This is a genomic window from Pseudomonas sp. ArH3a, assembly GCF_022648765.1.
In the GTDB taxonomy this organism is placed as follows: Bacteria; Pseudomonadota; Gammaproteobacteria; order Pseudomonadales; family Pseudomonadaceae; genus Aquipseudomonas.
Genome location: NZ_CP080330.1, coordinates 3,127,330 through 3,141,341, shown reverse-complemented (window position 1 = coordinate 3,141,341; position 14,012 = coordinate 3,127,330). Strand labels below are relative to the sequence as shown.

Genomic DNA, 14,012 nt, shown 5'->3' with positions numbered 1-14,012 from the left:
CTCATCAGCCCTTAATCAAAGTTGCCTGCGAGCGTGACCACACCATCGGCTCGCTCATGCGCCAACCAACTGGTCCACCCCAGTCGACAGACATTGCGCTCGCCAATGTGCAGCGCCCTGACTTCACCCTCAGCCAACACCAGACGCAGGTCGTACTCCAATGGATCGCGTGAGGTTAATCGCACCAGTGAACACAGCGGCTGATACCCGCTGCCGGTGGGCAGAAACTCGTGAAGACGCTGCCAACTCAGTGCGATCACATGCACCCTGAACTTTCCGCTGCGGTCGGCCACTCGCTGCCCCAGCACCAGGTTTTGACCGAGCTCGCTGTTGGCGACGCCCACGTTATTGCGTTGCAAAGGGGCAACCTCCACCGTGCGTTCAACCCATTGCTCGATGAACAACGGGGTGTGCTTGAAGTAGTAGCGCAGGACGGTCTCGATTAACGCGGCCGAATGCGCGCGCAAACTCAGCAGCCCCAGGTAAGGCAGCAGGCGCTTGCAATCCAGTTGCGACGCGCCCCGAATCGCGGTGCCACCCAAGCCGATCAGTGCAAACATCTGCTCGGAAAACACATCACTGGCTCCCGTTTTAAAACACGCCCGATAACGGTATTTACGCCAGATTGGCAACATCAACCGGTGCAGGCGTTGGTGAAAAATGTCGAGGAAGTCACGCGTAGGATTACCGCCCGGCCGCTCCGCAAATGCCTGCTCACCGTAAAACGCCGGCAGCGGCGAACCGGCGCCGAACAACCCCAAGATGTTCAGCCGCAGGCGAGCGCGCAATTGCCCGTGTTCCATAAAAAACTCCACCCGATCTATGTCGTGCCCCGCGAAGCCCAGACCAGGGTTGGCCTGAAACTCCAGTTGCTGGTAAAGCGCGTCCTCATCCAACAGCGGGTGGGCCTCGCGCAATCGCTCGATCACCTGCAGAACCGCTTGGAATAGCGTGTACTCGCGGATGACACGACAAAGCTGAGTCAAAGCAGGGGTTGTTGCCCCATCCGGGATGGCCATAGATACACGTCTCCTTGTGTGCTGGTGACTCGCAACTCGTGGTACGAATTAAGGCTGGCGTAGAGCGCAAAGAACTCATTGAGGACAGACGCGAACACGAACAGGTCGCCCATGCCGAGAAACCCTTGCGGATCGACTGCAAGGTCCACGCGCAACCCACGAATGGGTAGGCCGCAATGCAACCGATCAACTGCCTCGTGGCGGATGGACCGCAACGCGCCGAGCCGGGTCTGGCTGACCTTTTGCGCCTGCCGATCGTGATAGCGCGGTAAATCGTAGGTTTCGAGGATCACTTTCAAGGCGTTGATATCGGTCAACGACAGATAGTTGAGCGACATGTTGCTGATCAGCTTCCACAGAAAATCCTGATCCAGCGGCGGTGCAAAGCTCGCGGTTGGCGCAGTAATATTGCGAAAAGTGAGTGACTCCGGGGCCTGCTCGCTGGGCTGGTTTATGTCGCCGGCCCGCAACTGGCGTGGCAGGTTGCAATTGGTACAGGTCAGTTCGATCGAGAGCGTTTCCTGATCTTGTGGGGAGCGAGCGCCAAACCCCATCCAGGTATCCAGGCCACCATGCTGCTGCGACGCGCGTTGGCGAATGCTGTAGCTGGAAGGCGCCGTGGGCAGTCCGTCGTCGCAGTCATGCTCAAAGGACTCGAACGGCACGTAGGCTTGATGTCCCAACCCACCGGGGCGCCATCCGGTGACGTTGTCCACGGAAAACACACCCGCGTGGCCTGGTGCGTACTCCCCCGGCACCAGCAGGTACTCGTCCTGTTTTCCGTCCAGGCGAATGGGTACCGCATCATGTTTGAACAAGTTGACGATAGGCGTGCAATACAACTTCACGTTGTCCAGCGTAGGGCATTGGGGTTGATGCCCATGGACGCTAAGCTCGAAGCGCAACACCAAGCCATGCACCTGTTTAAGCAAATGATCGGGAAGCGCGTGCAGCGCACATAACCCCTCAACATCGACAAACAGGTACTTGTCAGGAAAGGCGAAGTACTCCTGCAGGTGCCGGTAACCACGGAACGTATTCTGCGGGTAAGGTATCAACGCCTGTTCCTCTGAAAACCCCACCGGCTGAACCTGACTGGCGCGCAGACGCATCATCACGGGTTGCCCATCGATGCCGTTGACCGCTGAACCTGACTCGTCCAATAACAACACGTGGATGCCCTCAAGGTGGCGCAGCAGGCTGAGGTACAGCCCCTGGCTGATATAGCGGTCCCCGGCCAGATGCAGTCGCAAGGAGTCAAACGTCAACTCGCTGAAGTTGCCCTCGGCAGTCATGTTCAAGCGCAGCTCCAACCGTGCACTTTCACCCTGGGTGCTGTACTCCAGGCCACTGAGTTGCAGGGGCATGACGTCAGTGGCGTAGCAGGTCCGAAAGCGACAACGCTCCCCTTGTATCGCGATGCTTTCTACGGCGGTATCGCGCGCCACTCGCACAGCGGGACCGGTGCGTTTCAATGGGTCGAATTGCAGGATGCTGAAGGCGGGCATTGGCCGCATGTAGTTGGGCCAAAGCAAATGCATCAAGGAATGCGTCAGTTCCGGCAACTCGTCGTCCAGCTTCTGGCGCAGGCGGCCTGTCAGGAACGCAAAGCCCTCCAGCAATCGCTCCACATCCGGATCCTGGCCGGTTTGCGCCAGAAACGGGGCCAGTGCGGGGTTGCGCTCGGAAAACCGTCGACCCAGCTGCCGCAAGGCACTGAGCTCACTTTGGAAATGGCGGTTAAAGCCCATCGGCGCAAACCTCAACCCGCCCGGCATCAACCAGACGCGCATGAAACACCACGGGCTGCATCACACCGTCAATCATCAGCGCAGCATCGATTGCGAATGCCAAGGCCAAAGGGTCGCTCCCACGGGGCAACACCCTGACACGCACATTCACCAACCGCGGCTCATAGGCCCGGATGAAACGCTCGATCAGAACCCGCGACTGACTCATGGACTCATGCAGGCTGAGCCGCATGTCATTGAGGTCAGGCAAACCGTAATCAGGCAACGTCTGGACACTGCCTGCGCGGGTGCTGAGCATTTTCCCCAAATGAGCCGCGACAGATGCCACGCCACACGTCCGGGTTGGCGCGTCACATTCGAGGCGCTCGAAAAGGCTATTGGTGTGGGACTTGCCCTGGCCTTTACTCATTCTTTATCGAGCTTGCCAACCAGAGACAACGTGAAGTCTGCCCCCATGTACTTGAAGTGCGGGCGCACGCTCAAGTTAACCCGATACCAGCCTGGCTCTCCGTCGACATCGCTGACGACGATGCGTGCTGCACGCAATGGGCGCCGCCCACGCACTTCGGCACTGGGGTTCTCCTGATCGGCCACGTATTGGCGAATCCACTTGTTGAGCTCCAACTCCAGGTCCGTGCGCTCTTTCCAGGAACCCAATTGTTCGCGCTGCAGCACCTTGAGATAATGGGCCAGACGATTGACCACCATCATGTAAGGCAACTGGGTGCCGAGTCGGTAATTCAATTCGGCGGCCTTGCCCTCTTCACTGATGCCAAAGGTCTTGGGTTTTTGCACGGAACTGGCGGAAAAAAACGCTGCGTTGTCACTGCCCTTACGCATGGTCAGAGCAATAAACCCCTCTTGCGCCAGCTCGTATTCGCGCCGGTCTGAAACCAGCACTTCGGTAGGGATCTTGGTTTCGATCTCTCCCATGCTCTGGAAGTGATGCAGTGGCAGATCCTCCACTGCCCCGCCACTTTGCGGGCCGATGATATTCGGGCACCAGCGAAAGCGAGCGAAGCTATCAGTCAGGCGAGTAGCAAAAGCGTAAGCGGTATTGCCCCATAGATAGTGCTCGTGGCTGTTGACCACATTCTCTTGATAGGCAAAGGTTTTCACCGGACATTCAAGCGGGTCGTATGGCGTTCGCAGCAGGAAGCGCGGCACGGTAAGACCGATATAGCGGGCGTCTTCGCTTTGGCGAAAGCTTTGCCATTTGGCGAACTGCGGGCCTTCGAAATGGTCCCTGAGGTCCTTGAGGTCAGGTAGCCCCGTGAAGCTTTCCAGCCCAAAAAAGCCCGGCCCGGCAGCGGCGATAAAGGGTGCATGTGCCATACAGGCTACGCTGGACGCGTATTGCATCAGCTTCACGTCGGGCGCACTGGGTGAAAGGAAGTAGTTGGCAATGATCGCGCCTACCGGCTGGCCACCAAACTGACCGTATTCGGCGCTGTAAATATGCTTGTAGAGGCCGGACTGAGTAATCTCCGGTGAGTCCTCAAAGTCATCCAGCAGGTCCTGCCGCGAGACATTCAGCAGCTCGATCTTGATGTTCTCGCGAAAATTGGTACGGTCGACCAGCAACTGCAGGCCTTTCCACGCCGACTCCAGTGCCTGGAAATCCGGGTGATGAAGAATCTCGTCCATTTGCTGGCTGAGTTTTGTATCGATCTCGGCGATCATCCGATCGACCAGGCGTTTCTTCACCGGCTCTGCGCTGTTGTGCGGCTTGAGCAGCTCCTCGATAAACGCCGATACGCCGCGTTTGGCAATGCCGTACGCCTCGTCGTCGGCACTCAGTAACGTCTGGGCAACGATGTTGTCGAGGATGCTGTATTCGTCAGCCGCACTTGCGGGCTGCGGGTTGTGCTGGGTCGTCATCATGGTGTCAGTGTCCTTTTACTGAAGTTTTCCGGCGCCAGGGCTGCTCAGCCCCAGTTCCGCGAGTACCCGCGCACGCGAAGTGTCATCGGCCAGTGCCTGCTCAATGGCTTTGCGAAAGCTGGGTGTGTTGCCCAGCGGCCCCTTGAGCGCCATCAATGCCTCACGCAACGCCATCAGTTTTTGCAATTCAGGTATTTGCTCAACCAGGCTTGCGGGATTGAAGTCTTTCATCGAGTTGATCCGAACCTGGAGGGCCAACTCTTCAACGTCAGTGTTCTCCTGCAAGCGATTGGGTACGCTCAACGTCAAGCTCAAGGCTTGTTTGGCCAGCACTTCATCAAGGGTGTTCTTGTCGATACCAATAGGCTTGCGATCTTCGAGCTTGCGCGGGTCTTCACGCTGGCTGAAGTCACCCAGCACCAGTAATTTCAAGGGCAACTCAACTTCCTCTTGCGCACCGCCGCTGGCGGGTTTGAAGGTGATGTTGATACGTTCCTTGGGGGCTACCGAACCGTCTTTGGCCATGGTTTTTCTCCTTTTTCAGTGGGCGCGAAGGCCTATTCAAGTACCGCTTCCAGATCGAAGCGGCACAACCTGCGGTGGGTGACTTCCTTGCGCTCGCGCACGGCATGGTCTTGTGGCAAAAGGTCATAACAACGGTGCAGGAGCTGGGCGACTTGAAAAGCCAGCTCGGGTTCCCAACGCTCCAAGTCGGCTCGCTGTAATTCAAAGTCCAGTTGCTCGAGCTGGATCTTGCCCAACTCATGCTTGCCTGCCCGAATGCACAACCTGGCCAGTGCCAATCGCCAATGAAAGCGGGCTCGATCACTGCACGCGGCCTGCAGACCTTGCTTGAGTTCGCCGACCGCGGCCTTGAGTCCGTCCTTGCGCAGCCTGGACATCACAGCCTGCAAAGCGGCCTCCCAAGGCTCACCTGCGACATCGGCCACGGCGCTTAGGGGCTCAGCCTTACGCAGATGCCGAAGAACATGCAGCGCGATCCAGTCACACGTCGCGGGGTCGGCAAACGCAGTGCCGTCGTCAAACCTGAACTCAGGCAGGCTCGGCAGGCGTTGCAACAACACGGCAAAATTCATTTCCAGCTCGGTCATGGCCAAGTCCGCCTGCAAGGCTTCGAGGCATTCCCAGGCCATACGCAGGCCGTCAAACCAAAACAACGCACTGGCCAGGCTGATCTCAAGTTCAAGCAAAAGCTCGGCGTAATGCCCTTGTTTAAAGCGATCCTGGAAGCGCTTGAGTTTGTCCGGCGACGGTGCACGCAAAGCCGTTACTCGCTCCCCATTGGCGTCCGGGTAGTGGATGAGCGTCAGCCATGCCAGGGTTCGGCTCAAGCGCAAGGCACGCAGGTCAGTTGCACTCTGGCGTAGCCACCAGGCGCACAAGGGGCGTGCCTGCTCCTGCAATGCGCGCAGCAGTTTGTGAGCCTCTTTTTCGTTATTGACCGGCTGCTCGGGCTTGCGCAACTGGGTTGCGGCCTGCTTGACCTGAGCAATGACGCTGGCAAGCCCTCCAGGCTCTGTGCAGCTTTGCGTGGCGAGCGTCAGGCGCTCCGACAATTGCCTGCGAATGGGCAACAACAAAGGTGCATCGTCACCCAGATGCTCTGCCCATAACTCGTCCAGGCTTGCGAGGTGTTCCAGAAGCGCCTGGAACAATGGCAGCTGGTCAGCCAGGGCGAAGTTTTGCGCAAACAGCGGTTCAAGCCGCAACACCAACCAACCAAACGCAGCACTACGGGTACGTAACTTGGCGGGGTACACAATCGTCCAGTGATGCTCACACAGGTAACGCACCAGCCCGAGCCCAGCCAGGAGCCCTGGAAATGAATCACGTTGATGCAAAGCCCACGTCAACCAGACAGCAACCCGAAGGTCCTTGGAATGCTCACGCAACAGGCGCTCACTGAGCTCGCTGACCTTCTGCCAATCCGGCAAGCTTGCACCATGAATCGATTGCGCCTTGGCAAGCTCAGACTCCAAGACTTCAAACTCGCTCGAAAAACGAATATCACTGCCGGCAAAGTCCCTTGGCAAGCAAGGATGCCGTGCAAGCTCGAGGTAATAAGCGTAAAGCGTGTCTGAATAAACCATTTTAGGCCGCGCGCAACTATTCAATGCAAAACCAGCAAACTAATTCCAATGTAAAAGCATCAGAATTCCATTTAATTTCTTTCATTGTTCCGAGAAGCAGTTGAACCTTAGCCATAGAAAAAACAACCAGCAAGCTACGCACCAACACTTAAGAAAGTTCCTACACCCCCGAAAAATAAGGACCTGCGCAGAAGCTTGCGCAGTCACACTCATGCAAACAGCCCCTTTCGCTCGCAGAGCCGCCCAGAATCACGACAAATAGCGTGAGCAACTAACTGCACACCTGCGCGCAAACAACCAGACTAAATAACCACTTAAATCTCGACCAACTTATTAATATCTAGCGCCACAACTACCGGACACCCTTATTTCATTAGCCCTTGCCATTTCAGGCACGCTTCTTGTTATAGAGACTTGCCTGAACAGCACCCTCGCCGTTCAGGACTACCTACTCAATCAGACAAGGAAACCAGTCATGCCAACACCCGCGTACCTCTCTGTTACCGGTGTAAAGCAAGGTCTAATCACGGCAGGCACATTTACCCAAGACTCGGTCGGCAACATTTATCAGGAGGGTCATGAGGATCAGATTCTCGTGCAGGCGTTTGCCCATCAGGTGATCATTCCCCGCGATCCGCAATCAGGTCAGCCAACCGGCCAGCGGGTGCATAAACCGCTGATGATCAGCAAAGTCTTCGACAAATCGTCGCCGCTGCTCTTCAGCGCGCTCACCACAGGTGAAGAAGTGTCGTGCCGACTGGAGTGGTTCCGTACCTCCTCGGCCGGCACCCAGGAGCACTACTTCACCACTGAACTGGAAGGCGCGACCATCGTCGACATTCAATCGCGCATGCCCAATTGCCAGGACCCTGACAACGCGCACTTCACCCATTTGGAGGATGTGTATTTCACCTATCGCAAGATCGTGTGGACCCACGAAGTCGCCGGTACTTCCGGCTCGGACGACTGGCGTAGCCCGGTAGCTGGCTAACCTCGGCTGATGCAGGAGCGCAGGCCATGGACGGCGGCGCTCCTGCTGTTGGGCTACACCATCGCCAACGGGTGCTTACGCTTGGGTGCGCCAAACACACGGTCGATGGCGTCCAGGTCGTGCTCGTCCAACACCAGCTGCGCGGCGCCGGCATTGAGCCGCACATGTTCGGGTGTCACGGCCTTGGGGATGGCAATCACGCCGTCCTGCCGCAAGACCCAGGCGAGTGAAACCTGGGCGGGTGTCACCTCATGGCGGCGAGCGATTTGCTTGAGCGTGGGGCTGGACAGCAGCTCGCCGCCCTGGGCAATTGGGCAGTAGGCCATCAATGGCAAATGGTGCTGTTGCCACCACGGCAGCAGGTCGAATTCGATACCGCGCTCTTCAATGTTGTAGAGCACCTGGTTGGTGGCACAGGCCGGGGACGCAAGTTCCTGAAGGTCGGCCACGTCAAAATTGGAAACGCCCCAGCGGCCGATCTTGCCGGCCTCACGCAGACGCTCAAAGGCTTCGACGGTTTCTTCAAGCGGGTACTGGCCACGCCAGTGCAACAGGTACAGATCAATATAGTCAGTGCCCAGGCGCTGGAGACTCGCTTCACAGGCACGGGGGACGCCCTTGTGGCTGGCATTGTGAGGGTAGATTTTACTGACCAGGAACACTTGGTCGCGTTTGCCGCGAATGGCCTCACCGACCACTTCCTCGGCACCGCCTTCGCCATACATTTCGGCGGTATCGATCAGGGTCATGCCCTCGTCGATGCCCAATTGCAACGCGGCGACTTCGGCCCTGCGCTGGTCGGGGTTTTCGCCCATGTTCGCGGTTCCCTGACCGATGACAGGGACGGGAACACCGGCTAAATCGACGGTACGCATGACAACCTCCTGATTAACTAGCGGATTAGTAGTGTGGAACTGGCCGAACAAGAAGTATGGTTACTCTCTGCTAAATCGCCAGGAAGGACCTGCAATGCTGTTTGTCGTCATGCTCGGGGGCAAGCACCCACGGGCCAGAATTGAAGTTCACGATGTGGTGTTCGCGGTGGCGGATACGCTGGAATCCACCTACCCGCAATTGCGCGACGGCTGGTTCGGCAGCCCCAAGGGTGTGCATATCGACTCATGGATGGCCGTCGACGGCGTCGACGGCTGGAAAGTCCAGATCAGCCAGATGGCACCCCAGGCGGATGCGCATCACCTGTACTTCATCAACCTGGGCGGCTATGAAGCCAACGCGTTTGGCGAGGCCCATCATTATTTGCTGGTGGTCGCGCGCAATAAAAAGGAAGCGATGAGCAAAGGCAAACAGCAGATGCTGCGCCACTGGTCCCAGGCCCACACCGACGGCGTGATGGACATCGACGACTGCCTGCCCATCGACTTGGTGGACGGCCGCTATGTTCATCTGGTGCAAGGCCCGCACCGGCCGATCATCCAGCAGAATGACTACATCGTCCTGGCGTAAGCTCTCAGGTGCTGAGCACCAAGGGTTTACCAAACAGACGATTGCCATGGGTTTCTCCCTGGAAGGTATAGGTCGGTGAACCCAGCACCTCATACCCGCGCCGAGGGTAGAAACCCAGCGCCCGCTCATTGCCCACCCACACGGTGGCCCACAATAACCCGGCGCCGCCCCGCGCCGCGTGTTGCTCCGCCGCTTGCAGCAGCTGACAACCAAGCCCCAAGCCGGTGAATCGCTCCTGAATATAGAGACGCTGGAGTTCGGCAGCGTCAGCGGCGTCGATCATCGAATGGCTGGCGTTGAGCTTGATCTGGGCGAAGCCAACAAGATGGCCGTTTACTTGCGCGACCAGCAGCGAGACACCCGGCTGCGTGATCAGTTGACTAATGGTCTGCGGCGCGAAGGCGTGCAGTGCCTCATTGGCGATTGAGCTGCGAATGCCTTCGGTGGCATAGGTATCAAGGAAGACCTGCATGCCCAGCACGCCAATGCACACGGCGTCCTCAGCAATGGCGTCACGAATAATCACGCGTGGGGTGTTGGCGGCAGGCATCGAGCCTCCGTACTCTGAGTTGAAAGGCTCAATGTTTTATCACGAATGCACGTGACCGTATTTACCACTGCCGATTGCCCGCAGTAGGGTTTAGCCCTCGCCAAATCCGCAGGAGCCCTATGCCGGAGGCTGGGTTGGCGATAAGCCGCGCTAGCGGGGTTACCAACTGCCCGACGCCCCGCCGCCGCCACTGGAACCACCGCCGCCGGACGAACTGCTGCTGGAGCTGCTGGAACTCGAGCCGGATGAGCCACCGCTCGAACTTGAGCCCGACCCGCCGGCGGTCTTGCCAAAGATGAACAACGCCACAAACGAGGTAATCGGAACCGCCAGCAACCAACCGTCACGGCCCGCGTCGGCAACCAGACCTGCCACCACGTACATCGCCACCGCCGCAAACAGCCGCACGGCAAACCCTACCCGGCTGGTTTTCCAGGCGTTTCGCATGACCACCCACAGCACCAGGTACGCCCCCAGCACAGCCAGTGCTCCCAGCGGCATTGCCAACCAATGGATGAAGTTGACGTCGACGTATCGACCCACCACCAGCAGCCCGCCGATGTAGAGCAGCAAGCCGATCACGCAGTAAAACACGGTACGCGCCAGCCATAGCGCACCAAACGTCGCGCCGCCGATCAGCAGGGTCAGCGGCAACAGCAGCAGGTACATCGGCCATTCGCGGCCGCCACCATAAAGCGCCAACAGCAGCGTGGCCACCACGGCGGCAATTAATGCCCGGCGCCAAGGCAACTTGCCGGCGGCTATCAGTACGCCGCCAATACCGCCCAGGATAAACGCCAGCAACACGGCTATCGCCTGGGGGTTACTGCCAGGCCCGGTCACCCTGGGCAGATCGCCGCCGTCCACCAGCACGGTCAAGTCATTGACCGCCTGTTGAACACCGCCCGCATAGTCACCCTGGCGAAACGCCGGCGTGATGTGTTCTTCGATAATGCGATGGGCCAACAGGTCAGTAACGGTGCCCTCCAAGCCGTAGCCCACCTCGATACGCACTTTGCGGTCGTCCTTGGCCACCAGCAGCAGGATGCCGTCGTTAACGTCCTTGCGCCCCAGTTTCCAGGCGCGGAACAGTTGGTTGGCGTAGTCCTCGATACTCGCGCCGCCGGTGGTGGGCACCAGCAGTACCGCGACTTGCGCACCTTTGCGCTGTTCAAGGGCGGCGAGTTGGTCGTTGAGGCGCGTGGTGAAGCCAGTGTCGAGGGTGTTGGTGAGGTCGATCACCCGCTGATCCAGGGAGACGCCAATGGGCGACGTCTGCGCATGGACGGTGCAGAACAGCCCGATGAATACCAGCGCCAGCAGACTCAACACGGATTGCCGCACAAACAGCATCATGCTTTGTTACCTGAGGTTTCTACCTGAAGGCGACGACTTTACCTTATCGACGTATAACGCGTGACCCCACGCCTGCGACTATCTAAACTGCTCGCAGCCCGCATAGCAAAAAGCCATACACGAGAATTGCATGAACCTAAAGCACCGCAACAACGTCAGTGTGATGGGCAACGGGATGGCGACCCTGGTGTTCTCCCATGGGTTCGGCTGCAACCAGGCGATGTGGAATTACCTGGCCCCGGCCTTTGTCGACCGCTTCCGCGTGGTGATGTACGACTTGGTCGGGGCCGGCCTGTCGGACCTCAGTGCATTCGACAAAGCCAAGTACGGCACGCTGGATGGCTATGCCCAGGACCTGAACGAGATTATCGAAGCCTTTGCCGTAGGCCCGGTGATCCTAGTCGGCCACTCGGTCAGCGCGATGATCGGCACCCTCGCCGACCGCCAGGCCCCCGGGCGCATCGCCGCCCATGTGATGATCGGCCCGTCGCCGCGCTACATTGATGACGTCGATTACACGGGCGGTTTCAAGCGCAGCGACATCGACGACCTGCTCGACACCCTCGACAGCAACTACCTCGGCTGGTCCAGCGCCATGGCCCCGGTGATCATGGGTGCGCCTGGGCAACCGGCCTTGAGCGACGAACTGCGCGAGAGTTTCTGCCGCACCGAACCCGACATCGCCAAGCAGTTTGCGCGCGTGACCTTTTTGTCGGACAACCGCCAGGACGTGATCGGCCTGACCGCCCCGGTGTTGATCCTGCAATCGAGCGACGACCTGATCGCGCCCCTGGCCGTGGGTGAATACCTGCACCGCGTACTGCCCAACAGCACGTATTGCCTGGTGGACAATGTGGGTCATTGCCCGCACATGAGCGCGCCGCAAGCCTGCGCAGCCGCGATGCAAAGCTTCCTGGCGCCGTGGGCGATTACTGATGTCGGTTGACCTGTTCGACAACGCCGCCTGTGCCCTGGCCGTCACCGCAGAAGACGGCACGATCCTGCAAGCCAACGCGCGGTTCAGCGAATGGCTGGGCTTGAGCAGCGCCGAGCTGTGCGGGCGGCGCTTTCAGGATTTGCTGACCATGGGCGGGCGGATTTTCCACCAGACCCACCTGGCGCCGATGTTGCGCCTGCGCGGCAGTGTCACCGAAGTGAAGCTCGACATGCTGCACCACGACGGGCACAAAGTGACCGTGCTGCTCAATGGCAACAAGCGCGAACAGGCCGACGCCGTGGTCTACGACCTCGCGCTGTTCGGCACCACCGACCGCGACAAGTACGAACGCGAGCTGCTCAACGCGCGCAATCTGGCCGAGGCGCTGTTGCAGGAAAAAACCGCCACGGAAATCGCGCTGCAGCAGGCCCAGGCGGAATTGAGCGAGGCCTATGCCATTGCCCAGCGTCGTGCGTTGTTTGCTGAGCAGATGGTGGCGATCGTCAGTCACGATTTGAAGAACCCCCTGACGGCCATCCGTATGGCGTCCGATTTTCTCAATCGTGGCGAGCGTACAACCAAGGAGCGCCAGTTGTTGGGCCATATCGCCCAGTCATCCGAGCGCGCCCACCGGATGATCGCCGACTTGCTCGACTTCACCCAAGCCCGGGTCGGCCACGGCATCACCATCAAGGCCGCGCCGCTGGAGTTGCACGCGGTGATTGCGCACGCGGTGGATGAACTGCGCGTGGCCTTCCCCAAGGCCACGTTGGAACATCAAGCCCAAGGCCATGGCGATGCCTGCCTGGATGCCGACCGCGTGCAGCAGATCATCGGTAACCTGGTGGCCAACAGCGTGGCGTATGGCGACCCGCTCCAGCCGATCACCATCACCTCACGGCTAGGCGATACCGGCTGCGAAGTGGCGGTGCACAACCACGGCGCGGTTATTCCAGAAACGCTGCTGGCCGGCCTGTTCGAGCCCATGACCCGTGGCACCGACCAAGGCAGCGGTGTGCGCAGCGTGGGCTTGGGCCTGTACATCGTGCACGAATTGGCCAAAGTGCATGGCGGCGACGTAACGGTAAGTTCCTGCGCCATTAACGGTACGACATTTACCGTAAAGTTTTAGAACAGATACGCCGTGCCTTGCATGATCGGCTCGACGCTGCCGGTCAATACCACACCGCCCTGCCCGTCCCACTGCACCGTGACCGTGCCGCCGTCGCACTGCACCTGCACCGTCTCATCCAGCAAGCCGCGCCGGATCCCATTGACCACTGCGCCGCAGCAACACGAACCGGAACCCTGCGGCACACCGCCGCCACGCTCCCAGATACGCAGGCGGATATGGCTGCGATCCAGCACCTGCACGAAATGCACATTGGTCTTGGCCGGGAACAACGGGTGGGTTTCCAGCGCCGGGCCCACGGCGGCCACGTCGACGGCAGCAACGTCATCGACAAAAAAGGTGCAGTGCGGGTTGCCCATACCGCACGCCGCCGGGTCGCCTTCAATGGGTAAGGTGCGGGTATCCATCGCCGTGGCCAGCGGCACGGCCGACCACGCCAGCGACGGCTCGCCCATGTCGACCGAAACCCGCTGCCCCGCAACGCGTGCGCACGTCAGCAAGCCTCGATCGGTGCGCAACACAATCGAATCGCTGCCGGCTTCGTGCATTAAGCGGTCGGCGACACCGCGCGTGGCACTGCCGCAGGTTTGCAAAGGTGTGCCGTTGGGGTTCCAGAACTTGATGCGCGCGGCGGCGTCATCGCAGTCGAGGACCACCGCCAACTGATTGAAACCGATACCGGTGTGGCGGTCGCCCAGGCGACGGGCGAGCTGCGCGGTGACCGGGTCGCTGTGGCCACGGCGGTCGATGATGATGAAATCGTCGCCAAGGGCATGCATCTTCACAAAGGGCAAGGTCATGGGCTGTCCGGTGGGCG

14 protein-coding genes are annotated in these 14,012 nt (G+C 59.4%); 4 read left to right on the top strand and 10 right to left on the bottom strand.

Annotation, left to right across the window (positions count from 1 at the left end):
* Positions 1-11: 11 nt before the first annotated feature.
* From tssG to tssA, 6 genes are read right to left on the bottom strand one after another with little or no spacing between them, the layout of a single operon-like run.
* Entirely contained in the window at positions 12-1,019 is a 1,008-nt protein-coding gene (gene tssG / locus K0P33_RS14375) for a type VI secretion system baseplate subunit TssG (protein WP_094951978.1), read from the bottom strand.
* The gene (tssF, locus tag K0P33_RS14370; protein WP_242156044.1) at positions 983-2,770 is read right to left on the bottom strand and encodes a type VI secretion system baseplate subunit TssF; all 1,788 of its coding nucleotides are present in this window, start codon (positions 2,768-2,770) and stop codon (positions 983-985) included. Before tssF ends, tssG begins: the two co-directional genes overlap by 37 nt.
* Complete coding sequence (tssE, locus tag K0P33_RS14365) at positions 2,760-3,179, bottom strand: type VI secretion system baseplate subunit TssE (RefSeq protein ID WP_242155840.1); 420 nt, start codon at positions 3,177-3,179, stop codon at positions 2,760-2,762. The genes tssF and tssE overlap by 11 nt, the downstream gene beginning before the upstream one ends.
* Entirely contained in the window at positions 3,176-4,651 is a 1,476-nt protein-coding gene (gene tssC, locus K0P33_RS14360; protein ID WP_094951984.1) for a type VI secretion system contractile sheath large subunit, read from the bottom strand. The genes tssE and tssC overlap by 4 nt, the downstream gene beginning before the upstream one ends.
* A gap of 18 nt (positions 4,652-4,669) precedes the next feature.
* The gene (tssB, locus tag K0P33_RS14355) at positions 4,670-5,179 is read right to left on the bottom strand and encodes a type VI secretion system contractile sheath small subunit (RefSeq protein WP_094951981.1); all 510 of its coding nucleotides are present in this window, start codon (positions 5,177-5,179) and stop codon (positions 4,670-4,672) included.
* Between the two features lie 32 nt (positions 5,180-5,211).
* Positions 5,212-6,765 carry a type VI secretion system protein TssA gene (gene tssA, locus K0P33_RS14350; protein WP_242155838.1) on the bottom strand — a complete coding sequence of 518 codons (1,554 nt, stop codon included), beginning with the start codon at positions 6,763-6,765 and terminating at the stop codon, positions 5,212-5,214.
* Positions 6,766-7,240: 475 nt separating this feature from the next.
* Between tssA and K0P33_RS14345 the strand changes: the two genes are divergently transcribed.
* Positions 7,241-7,756 (top strand): Hcp family type VI secretion system effector, encoded by a 516-nt coding sequence (locus K0P33_RS14345; protein ID WP_094953272.1) that lies wholly within the window; start codon positions 7,241-7,243, stop codon positions 7,754-7,756.
* A 53-nt stretch (positions 7,757-7,809) separates the two neighbouring features.
* On the opposite strand, the gene K0P33_RS14340 is transcribed toward K0P33_RS14345, so the two are convergent.
* Positions 7,810-8,631 (bottom strand): aldo/keto reductase, encoded by an 822-nt coding sequence (locus tag K0P33_RS14340; protein WP_242155836.1) that lies wholly within the window; start codon positions 8,629-8,631, stop codon positions 7,810-7,812.
* Positions 8,632-8,725: 94 nt separating this feature from the next.
* Here K0P33_RS14340 and K0P33_RS14335 point away from each other — a divergent pair, with 94 nt between their 5' ends.
* Positions 8,726-9,220 (top strand): DUF1543 domain-containing protein, encoded by a 495-nt coding sequence (locus K0P33_RS14335; RefSeq protein WP_094953276.1) that lies wholly within the window; start codon positions 8,726-8,728, stop codon positions 9,218-9,220.
* Between the two features lie 4 nt (positions 9,221-9,224).
* On the opposite strand, the gene K0P33_RS14330 is transcribed toward K0P33_RS14335, so the two are convergent.
* Entirely contained in the window at positions 9,225-9,770 is a 546-nt protein-coding gene (locus tag K0P33_RS14330; protein WP_242155834.1) for a GNAT family N-acetyltransferase, read from the bottom strand.
* 159 nt (positions 9,771-9,929) lie between these two features.
* Positions 9,930-11,126, bottom strand: a complete 1,197-nt coding sequence (locus K0P33_RS14325; protein WP_242155832.1) for a YgcG family protein — start codon at positions 11,124-11,126, stop codon at positions 9,930-9,932.
* A gap of 130 nt (positions 11,127-11,256) precedes the next feature.
* On the opposite strand from K0P33_RS14325, the gene K0P33_RS14320 reads away from it, so the two are divergent.
* Positions 11,257-12,072, top strand: coding sequence for an alpha/beta hydrolase (locus tag K0P33_RS14320; protein ID WP_176463003.1), 816 nt, complete (start codon positions 11,257-11,259; stop codon positions 12,070-12,072).
* Positions 12,062-13,195 carry a PAS domain-containing sensor histidine kinase gene (locus tag K0P33_RS14315; protein ID WP_242155829.1) on the top strand — a complete coding sequence of 378 codons (1,134 nt, stop codon included), beginning with the start codon at positions 12,062-12,064 and terminating at the stop codon, positions 13,193-13,195. The genes K0P33_RS14320 and K0P33_RS14315 overlap by 11 nt, the downstream gene beginning before the upstream one ends.
* Here K0P33_RS14315 and dapF read toward each other — a convergent pair.
* Entirely contained in the window at positions 13,192-13,995 is an 804-nt protein-coding gene (gene dapF / locus K0P33_RS14310; protein WP_242155828.1) for a diaminopimelate epimerase, read from the bottom strand. The genes K0P33_RS14315 and dapF overlap by 4 nt on opposite strands.
* Between the last annotated feature and the right edge of the window lie 17 nt (positions 13,996-14,012).